The sequence below is a fragment of the Brucella tritici genome (genome assembly GCF_008932295.1).
Taxonomy (GTDB): domain Bacteria; phylum Pseudomonadota; class Alphaproteobacteria; order Rhizobiales; family Rhizobiaceae; genus Brucella; species Brucella tritici.
In genome coordinates, this window is sequence record NZ_WBWA01000017.1 from 84,415 (window position 1) to 107,328 (window position 22,914).

Consider the following 22,914-nt stretch of genomic DNA (forward strand, 5'->3'; position numbering starts at 1 on the left):
CTTTTCGCGCCCTGATCTTTTTGTCAGTTACGGCACGTCAATCCAATTGTTTCAGTCGTCGAGTACCCACGTGTCCTTGGTTCCACCACCCTGGCTGGAATTCACGACAAGCGATCCCTCCTTCAATGCCACACGGGTGAGCCCGCCGGGTGTTATGCGGATGCGATCTGAAACCAGCACGAATGGGCGGAGATCGACATGGCGCGGCGCAAGCCCGCTCTCGGTGAAGATGGGCGTCGTCGAAAGTGCAAGTGTGGGCTGCGCGATGTAATTGCGCGGCCTTGCCTTCAGTTTTTCCGCAAATGCATCGCGTTCGGCCTTCGTCGAGGCCGGTCCGACCAGCATTCCATAGCCACCGGAGCCGTGTACCTCCTTGACGACAAGCTCTGCGAGATTGTCGAGCACATAAGCAAGGCTATCCGGTTCGGAACAACGCCAGGTCGGCACGTTTTCGAGAATGGCCTTGCGGCCTGTATAGAACTCCACGATTTCCGGCATATAGGAATAGATCGCCTTGTCGTCGGCGATGCCGGTTCCGGGCGCATTGGCGATCGTGATATTCCCTGCCCGGTAGACATCCATGATGCCGGCAACGCCAAGCGTCGAATCCGGCCTGAATGTCAGCGGGTCAAGAAACGCATCGTCCACGCGCCGGTAGAGCACGTCGATGGCCCGATAACCTTGTGTGGTCCGCATCGCCACACGTCCGTCAACGACGCGCAGATCGCTTCCCTCGACCAGTTCGACGCCCATCTGGTCGGCAAGGAATGCGTGTTCGAAATAGGCGGAATTGTAAATGCCGGGCGTTAGTACCGCTACAGTCGGCACATCCTGCGTACCGGGAGGCGCAACGCTTGCCAGCGACTGGCGCAGCAATTGCGGATAATTCTCAACCGGGCGAACCTTGACGTTCTGGAACAGCTCGGGAAAGAGCTGCATCATCGTTTCGCGGTTTTCCAGCATATAGGAAACACCGGATGGCGTGCGGGCATTGTCCTCCAGCACATAGAACTGGTTCTCGGCCGTGCGCACGATATCGACGCCGATAATATGGGTGTAGACATTGCCCGGCGGGCGAAAACCGATCATTTCTGGCAAGAAGGCTTCATTCTTGGAAATCAGGTCTTTGGGAATGCGCCCTGCCCGGACAATCTCCTGCCGGTGATAAATGTCATCGAGGAAGGCATTGAGCGCCATGACGCGCTGTTCAATACCCTGCGACAGACGTCGCCATTCCTGCCCGGAAATGATACGTGGGATGATATCAAAAGGGATGAGGCGCTCGCCCGCCTCCTGATCGCCATAGACAGCAAAGGTGATACCCGTCTTGCGGAAAACGCTTTCCGCGTCATCGCTTTTCTGCAGAAGTTTGTGCGGGTCCTGCTGGTCGAGCCACTGCTTGAGAAATTCGTAAGGCTGGCGGACATTCCCGCCATGATTGAGCATCTCGTCGAATGGCTTCACTTAATTCCCCTTCTTTTCCCTATTATTCAGTCCGGACTCAGGGAAAAGCAAGCAAGGAAATTATGCAAAAGCGCAAAGCTGGGTTGCGCAATTTCGTCACGACAGTTGATCTCTGACGCGCGCTCATTCGGCCGCAAATGCAATATCAGCGAAAATTCAACCCGGTCGATGGGCTTTCACGACTGCCGGATCGGTATCGATACGCCCGGCCCCGATGAGGTCGAGACAATAAGGCACTGCCGGAAAAATCGCCTGCAAGGTCATGGCAATTGAAGCTGGCTTGCCGGGAAGATTGAGGATGAAACTCTTGCCGCGACTGCCTGCCGTCTGGCGGGAAAGAATGGCGGTTGGGGTCTGTTCAAGGCTGACACGGCGCATCAATTCGCCGAAACCGGGCAGTTCCTTATGCAGCACGGCCTGCATGGCTTCCGGTGTTTCATCGCGTGGGCTCGGCCCTGTGCCACCGGTTGTCAGGATCAGATCACAGGCCTCGTTGTCGCAAAGATCGATAAGCGTATCGCGCACCGATTCCATGCCATCGGGAATAACGCGGCGAATGGTTTCGTAAGGCGTAACGACAGCGCCTTTCAGCCATGCTTCCATCGCTGGGCCACTCAGATCTTCGTATTCCCCGCGACTTGCGCGGTCGGAAACAGTCACGAAACCGATCTTCACCATCATACCCTCACAGTCAGTTTTCAGCTCTCAGCAAACTTCTGGCGATCTTATAGGCGCTCGCCGGTTTTATGTGAAGGTTTGCAGCTTGAGCATGTCTTCCCGAAAGTGGAAACCGATTTCGGGGAGACATGCGTAAAAACAAACAGATAGAGCATTTCCAATGTTTCAAGCGACAAAGGAAATGCACTAGTAAATGAAAACGCCGCCCGAAGGCGGCGTCTTGCATATGATGTAACTCGAAAATTACGGCGTAACGTCGAAGCCGAACCACTTTTCCGACAGACGCTTGATCGTGCCGTCAGCCTTTGCGGCTTCAATGGCATCATCGAACATCTTCTTCAGTTCGGCATCGTCCTTGCGCAGGCCAACGGCGACGCCACGGCCCAGAATGCCGCCCTTGAAGAAAGGACCGGTCATGACGATGTCTTCATTGCCCGGCTTCTTGGCAGCGTCCGTGAGGTAAGCAAGCGAAGCTACGATCAGGTCGACGCGGCCAGACTTCAAGTCGAGGTCGTGCTGTTCCGTGGTCTTGTATTCGCGAATGTCGATGCCATCCTTGAAATACTTGTCGAGCAGAGTCAGGCCGAGCGAAGCGGTCTGGACGCCGACGGTACGGCCCTTGATTTCAGCTGATACGTCGTCGATTGCCTTCTGTGAAGCCGCTTCATCCTTGGCGAGATAAAGGGTTTCGCCGGTGTGCGGCAGCTTCGCGTAAGGGCTGTCCTTCAGCGTCGCGAAAGTCTGTGGTGTCAGGCCATAGGAGATCGAGAAGCTGATGGTTTCTTCGCGCTTCGGCGTAGCGGTAAGGCCAGCCATGATAGCATCGAACTTGCCGGCATTGAGCGCCGGAATAATGCTGTCGAAAGGTTGTGCAACCATCGTGCACTCGACCTTCATGCGGGCGCAGAGGTCCTTGTAGAGTTCGACTTCATAGCCATCCAGCGAGCCATCGGGCTTGGTGAAGTTGTACGGGCGGAATGCACCTTCAGTGGCGATGGTGATCTTCGTCCACTTCTTTTCCTCGGCATGGGCCGAGATGCTCGTCAGAGCAAGAGCGGAAATGAACACGGCTTTGAAAAGTCCGGTGGTCTTCATTGCAGTTATCCTATTGCGGTTGTTTCTGTCCGGCTTCCGCCGGAACACAGAATTTCGAAAATTAGGCAGCATTCTCGTGGCTGATGAACTTGCGGAAACGTTCCGACTTCGAGTTGCTGAACACGTCTTCCGGAGCGCCGTCCTCTTCCACCAGACCTTGATGGAAGAACACCACGCGGTTGGAGACGTCGCGCGCGAAGCCCATTTCGTGGGTCACCACCAGCATGGTACGGCCTTCTTCAGCCAGACCGCGCATGACGCGCAACACTTCACCGACCAGTTCCGGATCGAGTGCCGAAGTCGGCTCATCAAAGAGCATGACCTTCGGCTTCATAGCCAGTCCGCGGGCAATCGCAGCGCGCTGCTGCTGTCCGCCCGAGAGATGAGCCGGATAGAAATCGCGCTTGTCGGCAATGCCAACCTTCGCCAGCAGGGCTTCTGCTTCCGCCACGCATTCCGCGCGCGGACGTCCCTGCACATAGATCGGCGCTTCGATGATGTTTTCCAGAATGGTCTTGTGCGACCATAGATTGAAGCTCTGGAACACCATACCGAGTTCCGAACGAATGCGCGAAACCTGCTTCTTGTCCGTCGGGTAAGATTCACCCTTCGAATTCTTGGCCATGCGGATGGTTTCACCCGAAACCGTCACAGTGCCTGACGTCGGCGTTTCCAGAAGATTGATACAGCGCAGGAAGGTCGACTTGCCGGAACCCGACGAACCCAGGATCGAAATGACTTCACCTTCACGTGCTTCGAGTGAAATGCCTTTCAGCACTTCATTGGCACCGAAGCTCTTGCGCAGGTTTTCGACTTTCAGCGCCACCGGTGCATTGGGGGAAACGATTTTGCTCACGATGTTTATCCTTCGGAGGAAAGCTGGAGCATTTCCAGCAAAAGTGCGAAGCGGTTTTGCGTAGGAGAATGCGTAAAAACAAAAAGATAGAACGGTTCCATCGACATCATTCTAATTGGAACCGCTTTTGACGACCGGCTGGCGCAGATAAGGGGTCAGCCTATATTCTGCGAACATCAGCGCACGTGTCAGAACGAAGTTGATGGCAAGGTAGATCGCACCGGCAATCACGAAGATTTCTATGGCCCGGTAGCTCTCGGCGATCAGCTTTGCTGCGATACCAGTCACTTCCATAAGCGTGATGATCGATGCAAGCGAGGTTGCCTTGATCATCGAAATCATCTCATTGCCGTAACCCGGCAGCGCTTGGCGGATCGCAAGTGGCATGACGATGCGGCGGAAGCAGGTGAAGGACGACATGCCACAGGCTTTAGCAGCTTCGATCTGACCATGCGGCACCGACAGCAGACCACCACGGATGATTTCGCTCGCATAGGCGGCGTTGTTCAAGGTTAGCGCAATGATCGCACACCAGTAAGGTTCACGCAAAATCGGCCACAGGAACGAGTAGCGAATAGCCGGAAACTGGCTGAGGCCATAGTAGATGATGAATATCTGCACCAGAAGCGGTGTTCCACGGAACACGAAGACATAAAGGCGTGCGATCCAGTCCAGCACCTTGACGCCCGACAGTCGCATCAAGGCGAAAAGCAGGGCCAGTATGGCGCCGAACACGATGGAAGTTGCCGCAAGCTTCAGCGTAAGTGGCACACCACCCAGCATCTGGAAGAATGCATCGGAATAAAATTCAAAATTCATTTTGCCCTCCGGACGCCGCGGGAGAAGTGGCGCTCGGCCATCTGCAGAAGCCCGCCGGAAACCGACGAAATCAGCAGGTAAAGCGCACCGGCAATGAGGAAGAAGTTGAAGGGCAGACCCGTCGAGCCTGCACCGATCTGCGCCTGACGCAGAAGCTCGACCACACCGGCAACCGACACCAGAGCGGATTCCTTGAGCGAAACCTGCCAGACATTGCCAAGGCCCGGCAATGCGTGTCGCAGCGCCAGCGGCGCTATGATACGGCGGAATTTCAGCATCTGGCCCATGCCGCAAGCAGTAGCAGCTTCGAGTTCGCCTTTGGACACGGCCCGGAATGCACCACGGAATACTTCCGTGTGGTGCGCCCCACAGGAAATGGCAATTGCCAGCACACCTGCCAGAAAGCCCGGAAAGCCGATGAAGCCCTCCGCACCAAAATATTTGCCCAACGCTGTGACTGCCGCACTGCCGCCGAAATAAAACAGATAGATGACGAGCAGATCCGGGATACCGCGAATGATTGTGGTGTAGCCATCGGCAACAGCACGAAGCGTGCGCCCGCCGGAAATCTTCGCCCAGGCGGCAAAAACGCCAATGGCAGCGCCAAGAAGGAAGCCCAGAACGGCGAGCGCTACGCTCACCAGTGCACCCATCATCAGCACATAGCCCCAGCCGTCCGGCCCGAAGCTCAAAATATCGAGAAAGCCCATCTGCTTCATGATGCGTCAGGCCCTGTTGGAATTGGGGGATTGAATGTCATTTCTATTTTCAGAATCTGTCTGACCGCCCGCATCATTTTGCGGTTTCGGGCAGAGCGGGTTGAACGCTGTCTGGTATAGGATTGATGAAAACGGTTCCGTCGAGCCGTTTTTCGTGATCCTGCTTGGCTTTCTTGATCTGCTCCGGATTACGGAACAATTCGATGGCGGTGCCGCCCATGATCTTTGCGGCATGGGCCATGCCCTTATGCGCCGCTGGCAGCTTGCCCTGCGCCACCATCTGCCACGAATGAAGCGGCGTGCCAATTGCGCAGGTCGCGCCGCGCATCTGCACGGTGGGCACGACCCAGCTCACGCTGCCGACATCGGTAGAGCCGACGAGGGTATTATCGCCCTTATAGGGCGTATAGATATCTTCGCAAAGCGCGAGGCCATCCTTGGGCTCCACGCCGAAGCGGCGGAAAGCATCTGAAATGTCTTCCCTGGACAGGGTCTTCTGGAAACGGCTTGCGGTTTCGCGGTCCTGCTCATCGAAGTCCGGAGGTCCGAGCCGCTCAAGCTGAAGCTGCATCATCTGTTCCAGCGGCGTGTTGCCGATCAGATCAGCATCGCCGCTGACGATTTCGCTGCGGACCGTTGTTTCAGTCATCAGTGCTGCGCCGTCGGCAATCTTCTTGACGCGTTCCAGAAGGGTCTGCATTTCCGGCAAACTGCGGGCGCGAACGAGATAACGCACCGTTGCCTTGGCCTGGACGACATTCGGAGCAAAACCACCCGTATCGGTCACAGCGTAATGAATGCGCGCAGTGGACGGCATATGCTCGCGCATATAATTCACGCCGACATTCATCAGTTCAACGGCGTCCAGCGCACTTCGCCCCAGATGCGGGGCCGACGAAGCGTGGGCCGCACGACCGCTGAAGTGAAAATTGATTTCGTTGCAGGCAAGCGAAACCGGATCGTTTACGCCCGCGAAAGGAGCCGGGTGCCAGCAGAACGCGATATCCACATCGTCAAAAAGTCCTTCGCGGACCATGAACCCCTTGGCTGAACCGCCTTCTTCCGCCGGGCAGCCATAATAGCGCACGCGGCCCTTGATGCCCTGTGCGGCAAGATAATCCTTCACTGCCGCAGCAGCGAGCAACGACCCTGAGCCCAACAGGTTATGACCGCAGCCATGTCCATGGCCGCCGGCCTCGACTGGCTGCTCTTCAACCAGTCCAGATATCTGGCTGAGGCCCGGCAATGCATCGAACTCACCAAGGATGGCGATGACCGGTCCTTCGTCGCCAGCTTCGCCCATCACCGCAGTCGGCAGGCCCGCAATACCACGCTCGACGCGAAACCCTTCGGCTTCCAGCATCGCGGCATGGGCATCGCTCGATTTGTACTCTTCGTAGTTTGTTTCAGGATTATCCCAAACTGTATCGCTCAGTTCGAAATATGCGGCGCTCTTGGCGTCGACGATATCCCAGATATCGTGATGGTTTTTCAACTTGGCTCCATCGCTCATTTCACCGACGCCATGCGAGATGGCGGCGGGTATTTGGACGTTCTGGCAATGCAATTGCCGAACCTTCCTCAGACTGCAATTTTTGATGATGCTGATAGAACTCGGGCCCCGCTCCCGCAAGGGCAGATCGGAGAGTTGATGCGAAATTGCTCATTTTCAGGCAGTTTTCTGCCCTCAACAAGCTGTTTCGGTCCAATTCGTCCGATTGAAGTTAGCCGTTAGCCTCCCACACGCCTCAATATTCCTCGCACCTGTACTCAGCAGTACCCGAGACAAATGGCGGGGAGTAGCCATGATATTGGTCAAAATTATTGTGAGTTTTTGCAATATGAGAGGTTCCTCCCGACAAATTGCCAACAAGCTTGGTGAGCGGCGACAATCACGGAAACTTTCCTTTGAAGATATTCACCCCATCCATTAATTCAACGGCCAAGCTTCTTGACGCGGAACCGAAACCACTATCAACGTCAGACATGCGCATTCTACTCGTAGAAGACAATCTCACTCTTGCAAACTGGCTGGCAAAAAGCCTGCAGCAGTCGAACTACAGCGTCGATACAGTGCACGACGCGGCGGATGCGGAACAGGCGCTCGCCTTCACGGAATACGATCTGGTGATCCTTGATCTAGGCCTGCCGGACAAGACCGGGCTCGACGTGCTGGAACACGTTCGCGGCAGAGGCAATGAGGTGCCTGTCATCATTCTGACAGCCAATGCCAGTCTTGACGGACGTATCCGCGGATTGGATGCCGGTGCTGACGATTATCTGGCGAAGCCCTTCGAACTCAGCGAACTTGAAGCGCGTATCCGCGCCCATCTTCGCCGGTCCAGCCAGCGAACAGCACCAGTTGTAACCTGCGGCTTTTTGCGTTTCGACACCAACACTCGGCTGTTTTCGCTTGGAGACGATCCGCTGTCACTTGCGCCCAAAGAACATGCAGTTCTCGAACAGCTTCTGCGGCGCATCGGAACCACCGTCAGCAAGACAACGCTTGTTCAAGGAATCTACAATTTCGACAGCGAGACCGATGAGAACGCCATCGAGATTTACATCCATCGTCTGCGCAAGAAGCTGGAGGGCAGCAGAGCCGAGATCATAACCTTGCGCGGCTTGGGCTATCTGCTGCGTGAAGCGAGTTGAGATGAAACGGCTGTTCAACCGCCTTTCCCAAAGCCTGCGTGCGCAACTCGTTTCTTGGATCGTGATCCCGCTGATTGTCGTGGCCGGGATCAATCTGTGGACGGCATGGCGCGCTTCGGAAAACATGGCCGGGATCGTGTCTGACAGAATGCTGACGGCATCTGCGCGTGCCATCGGTGAGGCGACTGCCGCCTCGCATAATGCCATTGATGCCGTCATTCCACCGGTAGCGCTGGAGATGTTTTCGACAGGAAATGGCGACCGGGTCTATTATCGCGTTGAGACGTCGGATGGACGCCTGCTGGCAGGCTTTCCCGACCTGCCAAAGCCGGCCAAAATCGCGGATTACGACCCGCTCCATTATGAAGGCACCTATCGCGACCATCCCTTGCGACTGGTTGTCGTGCGTCATCCCGTTGCCGCACCGTCCAACCTGCCACAAGCTGTCGATGTGGTCGTGGGTGTCACGCTTGCAGGATATACCGCCATGCAGCGGGAGCTATGGCTGAACTCCGTGCTGGAACAATCACTGCTTATCATTGTCGCCGGTGCCCTTTCGCTATTGGGCTTGCGCTTTGTGTTGCGCCCGCTGATCCGGCTCCGCAACGAGGTCCGCAATCGCACATCCGAGCTGGAACCATTTGATCCGCAGACAGTCCAGACCGAACTTCGACCGCTCGTCACAGCGCTGAACCAGTATATGGAGCGCGTGCGCAAGCAGATGTCAGCGCAGCACCGTTTCATCCAGAACGCGGCACATCAGTTGCGTACACCGCTTGCGACATTATCAACACAGGCCAGTTTCGCTGAACGGGCGACCGGTGAAAGTGACCGCAAGGATGTTCTGGCAGGAATCAAGAATACAGCCATGCAACTCTCACGGCTTGCCGGGCAATTGCTCATGCTTTCGCGTGCCGAACCGGGCAGCAGGCGTCCCCGCGCCGACCGGGTTGATCTGGCGGAAGCGGGACAGCAAATTCTGGAAAGCCTCGCGGGCAAGGCGTTCGACCGTAAGATTGATCTCGGGTTCGAACTTAAAGCAACCAAGCCGATGATTTCTGGCGACGGCACCATGCTGCGGGAAATGATCGTCAATCTGGTGGACAACGCCCTTACCTATACGCCTGAAGGCGGCACAGTAACGCTTGTGGTCGATCAGGATGAGCGCAAAATCAATATCAGGGTCGAGGACAACGGGCCTGGCATTCCGGCCAGCGAATACGAACACGCTTTCGAACGCTTCTATCGTGTTCCGGGCACTGTCGCGGATGGAAGCGGGTTGGGCCTTGCCATCGTGCGCGAAGTCGCTGACACGGCGGGTGGCCATGTGGAGCTTTCCCAAACGAAAGGCGGCGGGCTTACGGTGACTGTCACCTTGCCCGCCGCCTGACATTCATGCATTTTACCGACTATCAGCTTCCCTGTTCGGAAAGCGCCTGTGGACGCCATTTCACCAAGTGGTTTTCGACCAATGTGATGATGTATTCCACGACGAGAGCCAGAACCGCCAGAATGACCATTGCAGCAAAAACGCCATTGGCATTGAACGTGCCCTGAGCGGTTGAAATCATCAGGCCGACGCCCTTCTTTGCACCAAGGAATTCACCGACGACAGCGCCGACGAGTGCAAAGCCAAAGCTGACGTGAAGGCTTGCCAAAATCCAGCTCATGGCCGACGGCACGATGACGGTGCGCGTGATCTGCGAACGGGATGCACCCAATATCTGCGCATTGGCAATCAGCGCGCGGTCGGCTTCGCGCACGCCCTGAAACGCATTGGCGAACACGACGAAGAACACCATGACGACGGCCAGAGCCACCTTGGATGCCATGCCTAGACCAAGCGCAATAATGAAGATCGAACCCAGCACGACGCGCGGGATGGAATTGGCGATCTTGATGTAGATCGAGAACACATCGGCGAGGAACTTGTTGCGCCCCAGCAGGATACCGCAAATGACGCCGCCAACCGCACCGATCAGAAAGCCGAGCGCTGTTTCCTCAAGTGTTACGATAATCTGTTCCGAAAGCGGTCCCTGTGAAGTGCCTTCCGTGATCCATATCCATATCTGATCGGCAATGCCGGAGGGGCTTGCAAAGAAGAATGGGTCAATCAGGCCGGTTCGTGCGCCGAGTTCCCATCCGCCCAGAACGGCGACAAGAATGGCGAGGCGTACGAGGATAACGACCGCGCGCCGACGGCGCATATCGGCGCGAAATTTCGCTTCGGTGCGCGCAAGTTCGTCAGCACTTGCATTGGCCTGCAAGCTTGCTGAAGCGGAGAGAGCTTGTGTTGTCATATCATTTTCTCCGATTAGTTTCCGTTGGCCAGTGCGCGCTTCTGGCCGATCTGCACTTCCTCGCGCAAATCATCCCAGATAACCTTGGCTATATCGACAAACTGGCTGTCGTAGCGGATGTCTTCCATGACGCGCGGGCGCGGAATGTCGATGTCGTAGACGCTCTTGACCGTGGCTGGACCGGCGGTGAGCACATAAACCTTGTCGGCCAGTGCAATCGCTTCTTCGAGATCGTGCGTGACGAAGATGACGGACGCGCCGGATTGCTGCCAAAGATCGAGCAATTCACCCTGCATCAGCGTACGCGTCTGTACATCGAGCGCGCTGAACGGCTCATCCATAAGCAGGATTTTCGGTTCGTTGATGAATGTCTGTGCCAGCGCTACGCGCTTGCGCATACCGCCCGAGAGCTGGTGCGGATAATGCTTTTCAAAACGGGCCAGACCAACGCGGGCAATCCAGCTACGCGCTTTCTCATAGGCTTCTTCCTTTCCCATGCCGCGATAGCGCGGACCCGCGCTCACATTGTCAATGACATTGAGCCACGGAAAAAGGGCATCCGCCTGAAACACGAAACCGATATCGGGGCTGATGCCTTCGATAGGCTTGCCCATCAGGCGAACTTCGCCGGCACTTGGCTTGGCGAGACCGGTTACAAGATTAAGCGTCGTTGACTTGCCGCAGCCGGTCGGACCAACAACACAGGCAAATTCGCCCTGCGCAACATTCATGGTGAAGTCGCGCAATGCGGTCATCATCTTGCCGTCAGGGGTGACGAAACGGCGGGTCACATTGTTGAGCGCGATTGCAGGCACGCTATTGCCAGCTTTCTCACGCGCAATGGTTCTGGGGGCTTCCATCAGCATGGGTTCCTCGCGGGTATGCGGCACCGCTCGCACGCGATAATTTTGTTATCGAGCATCTCTGAACGCAAAACCGGTTTACACTTTTGGCTCGAAAATGCTTTGTCGCGCGCCTGCAATGCGGTTGAATCTGTGGAGGGCAGCGGGACTGACGTTCATATTTGAACGTCAGTCGAAGGCTGTTTACTTCGCAGCGTCGAGCGTTGCGTTGGCCTTGTCCACGAACTCGGTCGTGAAGGTCTTCGAAAGGTCTACCTGCTTCTCCTGAAGCGGCTTCTTGAAGGTTGCGAGAACCTTGAGAACAGTTTCAGGACCATCCTTCGGCATCCGGCCATCCGGCGTGTACTGTGCCTTGCCCTCAGCCAGACCCTTTACGTAAAGGTCCTTGTCACCGACATAATAATCCTTGGGCATCTGGTCTGCGATTTCTTCAGCGCTGTGCGAAGCGATATAACGCATGGTCTTGACCAGAGCGTTGGCAAGTTTCTGCGCGTCTTCCTTGTGCGTCTCAAGCCATGCGCTTTGCACGTAGAACGATGCAGCCGGGTATGGTCCGCCCAGCGCTTCGATGGTCTTGTCCGGCGTGCGCATGTCGACCAGAACCTTGGCATCGCCACTCTTCAGCATATTTGCGACAGTCGGCTCCGTGGTCATGCCTGCCTGAACGGCATCCTGCTTGAAGGCCGCGATAAAAGTGTTGCCTGCGCCGACTGGCAGCAACGTGTAGTCACCCTGCTTGAGACCATTGCGCATGGCAAGGTATTGGGTCAGGAAGTCCGTAGAAGAGCCGAGACCCGTGACGCCGAGCGTGTGGCTCTTGAAATCGGCAGGCGACTTGATCTGGTCGGCATATTTGCTGGAAACGAGTTCCACTTCACCCGGCGCCTGGCTGAACTGGACGATGGACTGGATGAACTTGCCCTTTGACTGCAGGTCGATCGTGTGATCGTAAAAGCCGACCACGGCCTGAGCTGCACCAGCCAAAAGTTCGTTTTCTGCGTCCACGCCTGCACGGCTGTTGATCAACTCGACGTCAAGGCCTTCATCCTTGAAGTAACCGAGCTTTTCCGTCAGCACTGCCGGAAGGTAAATCTGCTTTTCCATACCGCCGACGATTACCGTCAGCTTTTCGGCATGGGCCGCGCCTGCGCCAATTACCATCGCACCGCCAATAACGGCCGCGCCAAACAGATGGCGGCATGAATCAATAGAGATTTTCATTTATGCTCCTCCGAGAGCTCCTGTCGGTCCGACAATGCCAGACCCCTCCTGATATGCGCCGATTCCTCAATCGGTTCGGAATGGTTACCGCAGGCAAGCTTTCAACCAGCTTTCAACAAACTTACAGCGCGCTTTCAAACCCGACAGTTTGGAAAACAGAGATTATCGCTATGTGCATCGGGAAGCGCCGGATTGCCAAAAACACTATCGTGATAGGTCTGATATCGCTGTCATAAAACGATCAGTTGCTTTCCCCCTGAATTAGGGGTTCAATCAATCAAATGGGGAGGCATCCATGCCATTTCGCGGTAACAAGTGTCAGGGTACTTATGCGCCAAACGATCTTCAGGCGCTTCAGGCTGCCTATAATCGTTGCTGTGCATTGCTGGATCGATGTCCCACAACACACGAAGATAAAGAGATGCTCGCACGAGCGATCATTAGAGCATATGAAACGGGCGAACAGAATCCAGACAACATCGCGGATATCGTAGCCAAGCTGGAACTCGCTCGCATCTAGTGGATTGAATTTGACGTTTGATACCCGCCCGACATCAATCCCGTTTCAAACGTCAAATTCGAAAAGTCCACTAGAACTCTTCCCGGGAAATGTGGAACAGTTTTCGAACCGAGATACGCGTCGAAACCACTGGTAAAGAATACCCAATTATTCAACTTATATTGTAAATGCTCCTGGACTTAATTCTGTTGCCGCGAATATCCAAGCGAAAGACAGCCACGCAATTCCTCAAAAGTTGCTGTACGAAGAGTGTTTTACATAAAGTAAACAATTCTCGGGTATAAAGTTTTGCAATCGGCTTTATTATAGTATAGCGGATCGCACGAGTTTATTGGCTTTTGGATGGAATGACCTGTCCGTGAGCCATCTGCGGAATGCACAGAATGCCATTTTCGAGAGATTACTATTTCGGGCGTTTCAAACCCGCCGAGTTGGAGGAGCTGCAAGCGGCTTATTTGAAGTCGTGCGAAGCTATGACCCGTTGCCCGATTACCTCTCCCCACAAAGACGAAATGGCGCGCGAAATCATCCAGATTTATGAATGCGGCGTTATGGATGCCGAGAAAATCGCCGAACTCATGGTGCAAATTGAAGCAGTCAAGCCGCGTCCGATGAGCGAGCAGATGCTTGCTCAGGTAACGGCGATCCAGCCCAAGATCGCCTGATCGAAATAATTTCAATGGGAACACCCGGACGCGATAACCGCATCCGGGTGTTTTTGTTTAGCGCTGCGCTACTGGGCGGACAAGCGGGGTCACGCGACGAATGGTGACGCGGCGATTTTCCTGCTCAGCCGCCTGCGTGCGAATTTTGAGGAAGCGTTCGCCGTAGCCCTGAGTGACGAGGTTTTCTGGCGGAATATCATATACTTCCGTCAATAGGCTCGCAACGGATTCAGCACGTTTGTCGGACAAGACCAGGTTCGAGCGATCTGAACCGACAGCATCCGTATGCCCCTCGATAAAGAATGTTTCGCCTGGGTCCTTCGCCAGAACCTTCTGCATGGCGGTTGCAACCTTACGCAACGTTTTGGCCTGCGACATCGAAACCTCGGCACTTCCCGTCGCAAAGTGGATCGTGTCCAGATCGATACGACGCACCTTGTCGCGCAGACGGGCAGAATGACGAACTTCGTCAATCGTATAAACACGCTCCACACGTTCGACCGGCGGCATCGCCAGGAAATCATAGAAATCGCGTTCAGGATCGTCTGCAACATCGATGATGTAATCCCGCACCGGGACAGTCAGACGCATCGGGGGCAGTTCATAGCCAACATCGATAATCGAAGCGCGCGAATTGTTGTCATATTCCGGCGCATAGATCATCAGATGTTCGTTGCCGTCCCGATCGATACGGGAGCGCTGCAGAATATCGCCGTAACGATCATAAACCGTGACGATCTGGTTTCCGCCCGGACGGACGATGGTTTCACGGGTGCGTCCGCGCGGCAGTTCATCGTAATAGGTCTGTTCCGCATCACGGCGCAATCTGGGGCGATCATCGCCGCGCACGAAGATGCGATCACCCACATCCAGAATGACGCGATTATCCACTTCCTCGATAACTTTGACGTTCGAGACATTGTTGGTCACGTTATTGACCGTTGTATTGTTGATAACCGTATTGTTCACCACCGTGTTGTTGACGATGTTGGTGGTTTCCGGCACGGCAAAAGCTGGCGCTTCCTTTATGCGAGTACCCTCTTCCTTGAGATTGGCCTCGATCTTCTGCGGCAGCGCTGCCTTCAGTTCTTCGGGAATAGCGACCTGTGCCGCCGCATCGTTTGCCGGTGGCGGTGCATTTTCCTCGGCGGAACGCTGCTGTTCACGCTGCTTGCGACGCTCTTCACGCGACTGGCTCCCACCAGAATTGTCGGCATCCTTGTCGCTGTCGAGAATGGCGGCGCCATTTTCAACCGGCAAGACAACGGTGTCGTCTGTCTTGGCAGGGTCTTTCGCAATCTCCTGCTTTTCCTCAGTCGATCGCTGATCGACTATTTCCGGTGCTGGCTCAGGCGCTGGATTCGATACAGGCTGTTGCTGGCCTTCTGTTGATTGCGGCTGCTCAACGGGCTGTGCGGGCTGAGCCTCATTCTGCGGCGCTTCTGTTGCTTTCGGTTCTTGCGGTTGAGCTTCTTCAGGATGCTCAACAATCGATTCTTCGGCTGGCTTTTCCGTTTCCTGAGCCGGAGCCTCCCTGGCTGGCTTTACAGCACGTTTGGCAGGCTTTTCGGCTGCAGGCTGCTCAGGCTTCGCTTCCGGTTCCGCCGCTGGAGCTTCCTTTACCGGCTTCTCGGCGGGTGCGGCCTGCTCTTGAGACTCAGCGGTCTTGCGAGCAGCCTCTTCAGCGGCCTTCTGCTGTTGTTCGATCTGGCGCTGCGCCTGTTCCTCGGCCTTTTTCTGCTCGGCAGCCTGCTTGGCCTGTTCTTCAGCCTGCTTCTGAGCTTCGCGCTCTGCGGCCTTCTGTTGTTCCTCGGCTTGCTTCTGTGCTTCGCGTTCGGCAGCTTTTTGCTGCTCTTCGGCTTGGTGCTGCGCCTCTGCTTCCGCGGCACGCTTTTGCTCTTCTGCCTGACGTTGAGTTTCTTCCTGAGCGGCCTTTTGCTGCTCTTCGGCTTGTCGACGGTTCTCTTCCTCGGCAGCGCGCTGCTGTTCTTCTGCCCTGCGCGCTTCTTCTTCTGCTGCCTTTTGCTGTCCTTCAGCCTCACGCTGTTGCTGCTGCAACTGTTCGTCGGACGGCTGCTGGTCTCCATTTTCCTGTGCCAGCAGGATTGGGGCTGTCAGCGTGTCCGCCAGTACGGGTTGTGCAAGAATGGAGGCCGAGAGAACCGGCACGGCAACCGTGGCAAGAAGCTTCGAACGAATAGACATAAATCCTTCTCCTTCTGGAGGGCAGAATTGATATGCGTCTCACCCATAGATTCGCGGGCAAAAACGCCGTAGAGCCGCCAGCGATATCCATCGAATTGGGGCAAATTCCGGCAGCTTCACAAATCCGTTATCGCAATCCACATGAATGCAGGTTGAACTCAGCCGTTCGGGAACGACGAGATTTGCCGCATTCTTTTAGCCAGAAGCTCGATACCTTCCGCAATCCGATTGATCGGAATGGAAGAATAAGCGATGCGGAAATAACGACATGGCCGGTCGTCGCTCCAGAAAAACGGCGACCCTGACTCGATCAACACGCCGTCCTCGCGCAAATCACGTGCGAGCTTATCGGCATCCATGCCTTCCGGCCCTTCGATCCAGAATGCCGTGCCGCCGAACGCCGATTTTCCGGCGATTTTCAATCCTTCACGATTAAGCGCGTCGATCATGACTATATGGCGTTTGTGATATTCTATCCGCATACGGTGGATGACCGCATCATAGTGACCAAGCGCCAGAAAATAGGCGGCGGTTCGCTGTTGATGGCCCGGCGGATGACGCAGCATGAGTGCCCTTAACGCCCTCGCCTCGCGGATCACTGGCGCTGGAGCGACCAGATAGCCGAGCCGAAGTCCCGGAAACAGTGACTTTGAAAAGCTGCCCACATACAAAACCCGGCCATATTGGTCGAGCGATTTCAGCGCCGGTGTCGGCGGCTGCAGGAAGCTCATCTCGAATTCGTAATCATCTTCAACGATGACAAAATCGCGTTCCGCCGCTGCTTCCAGCAGTGCAATACGCCGCGCGCGTGGCATGGTGGCGGCTGTCGGAGACTGGTGACTTGGCGTAACAAAGACCGCATCAATCCCATCGGGCAATCGTTCCGGCGGCAAGCCGCCTTCGTCAACGTCGAGGGCCGTTACACGAGCTCCTGTCAGATGAAGCGTCGCGCTGATATCCGGATGCCCTGGATTCTCGCACACGACATGCGAACGTCGCGACAAAAGCAGATGGCTGACGATCCAAAGCGCGTTCTGTGCTCCCACCGTGACCAATATCTCGTCCGGTTCGGCCCGTATTCCGCGGCTCGGTAGCGTGCGTGAGCGGATATAGTTGACCAGTTCCACGTCGTCAGCAGCAGCAAAATCACCGGCCATAAGGATGAAGTCCTCCCGAGCCAGGGCACGCCGGGCGCAATCGCGCCATGCGGCCAGATCGAATAAGGTCTGGTCCATCTGGCCATAGAGAAAGGGGTAACGATACTTCCGCCAGTCGAGCGGCTTGCGAATGGTCTTGGCGATATTGAAGCCGGGACGCAGTTTGGACGACCAGTCGACAGCCGTATCGGGTGTCTGCAAAAAATCCCTGTCGGGACGGCTGATAGGCGGCGTCGTGGCCACATGATAGGCACTGCGTGACCGCACTTCCAGATACCCCTGAGAAACGAGCTCCTGATAAGCCAGCGTTACAGTCAGGCGCGAGACTTTCAGATAATCCGCCAGCCGTCGCGTCGAAGGCATGCGCGCACCCGGTAAAACACCACCGGACAGAACGGCCGATACAGTCGTTTCACGGATTTGCGACTGCAATCCGGTGTTTCGGCTGCCATCTATGAAGAAGATTGTCGGGGAGACGGCATCCAAGGCATTACTCCATTAGTATATCTGTAATTACGCCCAACTTCGCGTCAGTTTTTCAGCTTCATGCTCCACTTAGCAATAGTGTTTCTTCTTTCTGTTTCTCCACGTGGAATAATTTCGACGGTAAGGTGGGTGCGCATTCCGATTTTCAGGCACGGCCATCTTGATCGCCAAACTGGACTTATTGACTATTCCAACTGGATATAAGGCAAATTTGATGAGATGGCTATCGTTTGTAACTGGAACTGTAGATTGGCGAAAAACGCCAGCAGTCGTGACTAGGTCAGGCATGGTTCTTAAATGGAAGGGGAACTCCATGAACTATTTCAATAGCATAAAACGGGCGGTGTTATTTTCGGCCGTAGCAGCGCTTTCAACATCTGCGGCCTATGCCGAAACCACAGTCGTGGTCGGCTATCAGCAGATCGTCGGGCCATTTCTGACCGCGATCGCTGACGGAAAGTTCGATGCGGCAGCAAAGGAAGCCGGATACAAGATCGACTGGCGCCAGTTCGCATCGGGTGGCGATATTTCGACGGCACTTGCGTCCGGGAATGTGCCGATTGGCGTTATCGGTTCAACGGGCATCGCAGCCGCCGCTACACGTGGCGTCGACCTTCAACTCTTCTGGATCCTCGATAATATCGGTAAATCGGAAGCACTGGTAGCGCGCGAAGGCTCGGGTATCGAGAAGCCGGAGGACCTCAAGGGCAAGAAGATCGGCGTGCCTTTCGTCTCGACCTCGCACTTCCATCTTCTCGTCGGCATGGACGATATCTGGAAGATCAATCCGCGTGACGCGGAGATTCTCAACATGACACCGCCGCAGATCGTTGCTGCCTGGCAGCGTGGCGATATCGATGCGGCCTATGTCTGGCCCCCTGCTCTTTCTGAAATCCTCAAGACCGGCAAGGAAATTGCCAATTCTGAAGAAATCGGCGCAAAAAGCGTTCCAACCTTCGACGGACTTGTGGTGGACAAGAGCTTCGCCAGTGAAAACCCGAAATTCATGACCGCCTTCACCACTGTGTTGAAGGATGCCTACGCTGACTACAAGGCCAATGGCAGCCAATGGACAGCGGATTCCGAACAAGTCAAAGGCATGGTCAAGCTGATCGGCGGCAATGCCGCTGACATACCTGGTGCACTCGCACTGTTGTCCTTCCCCACCGTGGAAGAACAGGCCTCCCCGACTTGGCTCGGTGGTGGCAAAGACAGTGGTGCGCTCAAATCTGTCACTCAGAGCGCGAAATTCCTCGTCGATCAAAAGCAGCTCGATCAGGCTCTGGATGACTATAGCGGCAATGTAAATGGCAGTTTTGCTGAAGCCGCCGCGAAGTAATTACGTGAAGTAATTCAAGCGCCTCCGCCAGCGGCCTGCCTTCGGGCTTGCCGCTGAACCGAGACGGTTCCTGTAGTGTTTTGCCTTCTGGCTTGTGCCGGAACCGTCTTTCGTTTCCGAAAGGTAACGTCATGGAAACCTTGAACGTATCGAATGTCAGTCTGACCTATCCCGGTCTTTATGTGGAAGAAGCCGTGATTGCGCTGAAGGGTGTCAATCTGCGCATCGACAGCGGGGATTTTGTGGTGGCGCTTGGTGCGTCCGGCTGCGGCAAGACCACGCTTCTCAATCTCATGGCGGGGTTCATGATCCCATCATCCGGTGAAATTACATTGGGCGGAAGGCAAGTGCGTGGTCCCGGCGCCGACAGAGGTGTCGTGTTCCAGAAACATGCGCTGCTTCCCTGGCTCAATGTGATTGACAACACCGAGTTTGGCCTCAAGCTTCAAGGTGTGCCGAAGGCCGAACGCCGTGCGCGTGCCACCAAGAATCTGGCCCTTGTAGGCTTGCAGGATTTCCACAATCACAAAATCTACCAGCTTTCCGGCGGCATGCAGCAGCGTGTTGGCATTGCCCGCGCACTGACCTGCGATCCGGCGATGCTGCTCATGGATGAACCAATGGCAGCGCTTGATGCCCTCACCCGCGAAACGATCCAGGAATTGCTTCTGCGGGTATGGCAAGTGACCAATAAAATGTTCTTCTTCATCACCCACAGCGTCGAAGAGGCCTTGTTCCTTGGTTCGCGGCTGATCGTCATGTCGCCGCGTCCCGGACGGATCACCCATACCTATGATCTGGATTTCAACCGACGCTTTCTGGAATGCGGTGACGCGCGCGCCGTCAAGTCCAGTCCCGATTTCATCAAGATGCGTGAGACAATTCTGGGGATTATCTATGGCGATGAACGTGCATCAGGAAACCCGGAACTGGTCCATGCTTGAGTTCCTCACTCGGGCACGACCAGTCAAACCCGGCAAAATCTATGGCGCCCCCGGCGACGGCAATAGTGGCTTCATCAGCCTGGTGACCGCACTGATTTTGCTGGGGCTCTGGTTTCTCGTGACGGGAATGGGCTGGGTCAAACCGCTTTTTCTCCCCTCTCCCTTCGCGGTCTATGGCAAGTTCATGGTCGCCATGACCGACGGCGTGGCAAACTCCACTCTTGCTGAACATACCCTTGCCAGCCTTGGGCGCGTATTGGGCGCTTTCGCGATTGCCTGCATCACTGCAATTCCCATCGGCATCATGATGGGCATGAGCAGCTTCGTTCGTGGCGTTCTCGATCCGATTATCGAGTTCTACCGACCACTGCCGCCGCTTGCTTATCTGCCGTTGATTATCATCTGGCTTGGTATTGGCGAATTCCCGAAGGTGTTCCTCATCTTCCTCGCGATCTTTGCACCAATGGCGATTGCAGCCAGGGCCGGCGTCCGCTCGGTCTCAACCGAACAAATCCATGCAGCCTATGCGATGGGCGCATCGCGGACGCAGGTAATAACGCAAGTCATCATGAAAGCGGCCATGCCGGAAATCTTCACCGGCATGCGCATCGGAATCGGCGTGGGGTGGACGACGCTGGTTGCCGCGGAAATGGTGGCGGCGCATCGCGGCCTTGGCTTCATGGTGCTCAATGCAGCGCAGTTTCTGGCCAGCGACACCGTCATCATGGGCATCATCGTCATCGGTGTGTTCGCTTTCGCCTTCGACCTTTTGATCCGTTACATGGAAAAGGTCCTCATCCCATGGAAGGGTAAAGTCTGATGGTGCTGCAACCGCTTTAACCGACCCGACCGAAATCTCATTTGCAACATCAATCGCGCGGCAATTCTGCCGCGCCACGGGGAAGCTTTGCCCGAAATCAGGGCAGATTTCAGACGTATCAAGGAGCATTCGAATGTCCGCCGGACAACTCACAGAGAAGCATTTTTCCGACCTCTTCGACGCCTTCAACCGGCATGACATCGACGCGATTATGGCCTTTTTCGCTGATGATTGCGTGTTCTACACCATCGGCGGCGAGGAAGTTTACGGCACTCGTCTCGAAGGCAAGGATGCCATCGCCAAGGCTTTCTCCGGCGTATGGGCTGCCATGCCCGATGTGAAGTGGGATGGACACAGACACTTCGTGAGCGGCGACCGTGCCGTGTCCGAATGGACCTTTCGCGGAACGGATGCCAACGGTGCACGCGTCGAGGCTGAAGGTTGCGATCTTTTCACACAGCGCGACGGCAAGATCGTCCGCAAGCAGGCATTCCGCAAGAACCGGCCTTTGCTGAAGGCGTAAGCCCCAACAATGTCCGTCGGTGATTTGGAGGACCGACATATGGATACCCAAACTCTCAACAGTTTCTCTGCCACCCAGCCTTTCGATCCAGCCTATGATCCGGTGGTTTCGAAGACGCCCGGACAGGGGCGCGACTATGCCCCGACCTACTGGATCGGCACTGCCGGGCCAGCGCCGGAAGACGATGGCCCTATTCGCGGAGACGTCGATGCCGATGTCGTTATCGTCGGCTCGGGCTATACTGGTCTTTCGGCAGCGATCCATCTCGCCCGGGATCATGGTGTCAAGGCCGTGGTACTGGAAGCAAATGGCGTTGCCTGGGGTTGCAGCACCCGTAATGGCGGTCAGGCGCAGATTTCAGCCGGTCGGCTCAAGCGTTCGCAATGGATCGAGCGCTGGGGTGTAGACGTAGCCCGGAAGTTGCATAAGGAAATTGCCGAGGGCTTCGATCTCTTTCGTGCACTCATTGCCGAACCGGAAATCGATTGCGATCCGCAAGATGGCGGTCATCTGTACATCGCCCATCGCGACAAGGTCATTCCCTCGCTGGAGAAAGAATCGCACCTGCTGAACGACGTGTTCGGCTATCGGACGCGCATGGTTGGCCGCGACGAGATTCACCGCGACTTCATCCTGGATCAGGAAGCCCGCGGCGCAATGTACGAACCGGACGGCATTGGCATTCACGCTGCAAAGCTCGCCTTCGGCTATCTTCGGCTTGCCCGCAAGCTGGGTGCAAAGGTGCATACCGCAAGCCCGGTTCTCAGTTGCCGCAAGAACGGTAATGTTTTCCATCTCAACACGCCGAACGGTACCGTCAAGGCGCGACAAGTATGTTTTGCGACGGCGGGATATACCTCTCCCGGCCTTCATCCTCTTACCCGTTACCGGCTGATGCCGGTGCTGTCGAACTCTGTTGTGACCAGACCACTGACGCCGGACGAAATTGAAGCTTGCGGCCCGAAGACTGGCATTCCGTTGACCGACACGCGCACGCTTCGCCACTATTATCGTTTTCTGCCTGACGGGCGGATGCAGATCGGCAGCCGCAGCGCCATTACGGGAGCCGATGCACCGAACCCTAAACACTACGATCTGCTACTTTCTGGCCTTTACCGGAAGTTCCCGGCCCTGAAAGGCATCAAGATCGATTATTCCTGGTGGGGATGGGTCGATGTCAGTCATGACATGATGCCCCGCATCTATCGTCCCGACCCGACGCAGGAAATCTACTATGCCATGGGCTACGGCGGCAATGGCGTGATGTATTCCGCGCAGGCTGGACGCCGGGTCGCCCAATTGATGACCGGTCGTGGACAGGGACTGGACCTACCGATCTTCACCTCCGAACTGCCGAGTTACGGCATGCTGACGCCATTCAGGCGCATAGGCCAGCGCGCGATGTATCGCTGGTATGCGTTGAAAGATGAAGTTCTCTGATTTCCAAGAAAGGTACGCGCCATGAAGATGACGACGGAAGAAGCGTTTGTTAAGGTTTTGCAGATGCATGGTATAGAGCATGCATTTGGGATCATCGGTTCTGCGATGATGCCGGTTTCGGATCTGTTTCCAAAGGCTGGCATTA

Annotated in this window: 22 protein-coding genes; 10 read left to right on the top strand and 12 right to left on the bottom strand. The window is 55.7% G+C overall.

Features of this window, described 5'->3' with window-relative positions; genetic code table 11:
* Positions 1-51: 51 nt before the first annotated feature.
* The 7 genes from F9K91_RS16955 to F9K91_RS16985 all read right to left on the bottom strand — a co-directional run bounded on the left by F9K91_RS16955 (position 52) and on the right by F9K91_RS16985 (position 7,144).
* A complete protein-coding gene (locus tag F9K91_RS16955) occupies positions 52-1,464 on the bottom strand; it encodes a circularly permuted type 2 ATP-grasp protein (RefSeq protein ID WP_151557753.1) in 1,413 nt (470 codons plus the stop codon).
* Between the two features lie 156 nt (positions 1,465-1,620).
* Positions 1,621-2,139 carry a molybdopterin adenylyltransferase gene (gene mog / locus F9K91_RS16960; protein ID WP_151557799.1) on the bottom strand — a complete coding sequence of 173 codons (519 nt, stop codon included), beginning with the start codon at positions 2,137-2,139 and terminating at the stop codon, positions 1,621-1,623.
* A gap of 246 nt (positions 2,140-2,385) precedes the next feature.
* Complete coding sequence (locus F9K91_RS16965; RefSeq protein ID WP_061345270.1) at positions 2,386-3,237, bottom strand: transporter substrate-binding domain-containing protein; 852 nt, start codon at positions 3,235-3,237, stop codon at positions 2,386-2,388.
* A gap of 61 nt (positions 3,238-3,298) precedes the next feature.
* Positions 3,299-4,093, bottom strand: coding sequence for an ABC transporter ATP-binding protein (locus tag F9K91_RS16970; RefSeq protein WP_151557749.1), 795 nt, complete (start codon positions 4,091-4,093; stop codon positions 3,299-3,301).
* Between the two features lie 111 nt (positions 4,094-4,204).
* Positions 4,205-4,912 (bottom strand): ABC transporter permease, encoded by a 708-nt coding sequence (locus tag F9K91_RS16975; RefSeq protein ID WP_061345268.1) that lies wholly within the window; start codon positions 4,910-4,912, stop codon positions 4,205-4,207.
* On the bottom strand, positions 4,909-5,631 hold the full coding sequence (locus tag F9K91_RS16980; protein ID WP_061345267.1) for an ABC transporter permease: 723 nt from the start codon (positions 5,629-5,631) through the stop codon (positions 4,909-4,911). Before F9K91_RS16980 ends, F9K91_RS16975 begins: the two co-directional genes overlap by 4 nt.
* A gap of 73 nt (positions 5,632-5,704) precedes the next feature.
* Positions 5,705-7,144: a M20 family metallopeptidase gene (locus F9K91_RS16985; protein WP_151678279.1), complete on the bottom strand. Its 1,440-nt coding sequence runs from the start codon at positions 7,142-7,144 to the stop codon at positions 5,705-5,707.
* Between the two features lie 473 nt (positions 7,145-7,617).
* Here F9K91_RS16985 and F9K91_RS16990 point away from each other — a divergent pair, with 473 nt between their 5' ends.
* Both F9K91_RS16990 and F9K91_RS16995 read left to right on the top strand, forming a co-directional pair.
* Positions 7,618-8,286 carry a response regulator gene (locus F9K91_RS16990; protein WP_151678285.1) on the top strand — a complete coding sequence of 223 codons (669 nt, stop codon included), beginning with the start codon at positions 7,618-7,620 and terminating at the stop codon, positions 8,284-8,286.
* Position 8,287: 1 nt separating this feature from the next.
* Positions 8,288-9,676: a sensor histidine kinase gene (locus tag F9K91_RS16995; RefSeq protein ID WP_151557741.1), complete on the top strand. Its 1,389-nt coding sequence runs from the start codon at positions 8,288-8,290 to the stop codon at positions 9,674-9,676.
* A gap of 22 nt (positions 9,677-9,698) precedes the next feature.
* Here the strand turns inward: F9K91_RS16995 and F9K91_RS17000 are convergent, their stop codons facing one another.
* From F9K91_RS17000 to F9K91_RS17010, 3 genes are all read right to left on the bottom strand, one after another.
* Positions 9,699-10,586 (bottom strand): ABC transporter permease, encoded by an 888-nt coding sequence (locus F9K91_RS17000; protein ID WP_061345262.1) that lies wholly within the window; start codon positions 10,584-10,586, stop codon positions 9,699-9,701.
* Positions 10,587-10,600: 14 nt separating this feature from the next.
* A complete protein-coding gene (locus F9K91_RS17005) occupies positions 10,601-11,452 on the bottom strand; it encodes an ABC transporter ATP-binding protein (protein ID WP_081104430.1) in 852 nt (283 codons plus the stop codon).
* Positions 11,453-11,632: 180 nt separating this feature from the next.
* Positions 11,633-12,658, bottom strand: coding sequence for an ABC transporter substrate-binding protein (locus tag F9K91_RS17010; protein WP_412842177.1), 1,026 nt, complete (start codon positions 12,656-12,658; stop codon positions 11,633-11,635).
* A gap of 307 nt (positions 12,659-12,965) precedes the next feature.
* On the opposite strand from F9K91_RS17010, the gene F9K91_RS17015 reads away from it, so the two are divergent.
* Both F9K91_RS17015 and F9K91_RS17020 read left to right on the top strand, forming a co-directional pair.
* The gene (locus F9K91_RS17015; RefSeq protein WP_151557735.1) at positions 12,966-13,190 is read left to right on the top strand and encodes a hypothetical protein; all 225 of its coding nucleotides are present in this window, start codon (positions 12,966-12,968) and stop codon (positions 13,188-13,190) included.
* A gap of 383 nt (positions 13,191-13,573) precedes the next feature.
* Entirely contained in the window at positions 13,574-13,855 is a 282-nt protein-coding gene (locus tag F9K91_RS17020; protein WP_061345259.1) for a hypothetical protein, read from the top strand.
* 57 nt (positions 13,856-13,912) lie between these two features.
* Here the strand turns inward: F9K91_RS17020 and F9K91_RS17025 are convergent, their stop codons facing one another.
* Together F9K91_RS17025 and pdxR are read right to left on the bottom strand one after the other, a co-directional pair.
* A complete protein-coding gene (locus F9K91_RS17025) occupies positions 13,913-16,060 on the bottom strand; it encodes an OmpA family protein (RefSeq protein WP_151678281.1) in 2,148 nt (715 codons plus the stop codon).
* 158 nt (positions 16,061-16,218) lie between these two features.
* Entirely contained in the window at positions 16,219-17,703 is a 1,485-nt protein-coding gene (gene pdxR, locus F9K91_RS17030; RefSeq protein WP_151558827.1) for a MocR-like pyridoxine biosynthesis transcription factor PdxR, read from the bottom strand.
* A gap of 313 nt (positions 17,704-18,016) precedes the next feature.
* On the opposite strand from pdxR, the gene tauA reads away from it, so the two are divergent.
* The 6 genes from tauA to F9K91_RS26585 form a co-directional block, all read left to right on the top strand.
* Positions 18,017-19,042 carry a taurine ABC transporter substrate-binding protein gene (tauA, locus tag F9K91_RS17035; protein WP_151558829.1) on the top strand — a complete coding sequence of 342 codons (1,026 nt, stop codon included), beginning with the start codon at positions 18,017-18,019 and terminating at the stop codon, positions 19,040-19,042.
* A 131-nt stretch (positions 19,043-19,173) separates the two neighbouring features.
* The gene (locus tag F9K91_RS17040) at positions 19,174-19,986 is read left to right on the top strand and encodes a taurine ABC transporter ATP-binding protein (protein ID WP_025091973.1); all 813 of its coding nucleotides are present in this window, start codon (positions 19,174-19,176) and stop codon (positions 19,984-19,986) included.
* Complete coding sequence (locus F9K91_RS17045; protein ID WP_151558832.1) at positions 19,979-20,806, top strand: ABC transporter permease subunit; 828 nt, start codon at positions 19,979-19,981, stop codon at positions 20,804-20,806. Before F9K91_RS17040 ends, F9K91_RS17045 begins: the two co-directional genes overlap by 8 nt.
* Positions 20,807-20,939: 133 nt before the next feature.
* The gene (locus tag F9K91_RS17050; protein ID WP_012092921.1) at positions 20,940-21,329 is read left to right on the top strand and encodes a nuclear transport factor 2 family protein; all 390 of its coding nucleotides are present in this window, start codon (positions 20,940-20,942) and stop codon (positions 21,327-21,329) included.
* A 39-nt stretch (positions 21,330-21,368) separates the two neighbouring features.
* Positions 21,369-22,769, top strand: a complete 1,401-nt coding sequence (locus F9K91_RS17055) for an NAD(P)/FAD-dependent oxidoreductase (RefSeq protein WP_151653741.1) — start codon at positions 21,369-21,371, stop codon at positions 22,767-22,769.
* 21 nt (positions 22,770-22,790) lie between these two features.
* A partial coding sequence (locus F9K91_RS26585; protein ID WP_143132852.1) for a thiamine pyrophosphate-binding protein occupies positions 22,791-22,914 on the top strand: 124 nt, incomplete at its 3' end.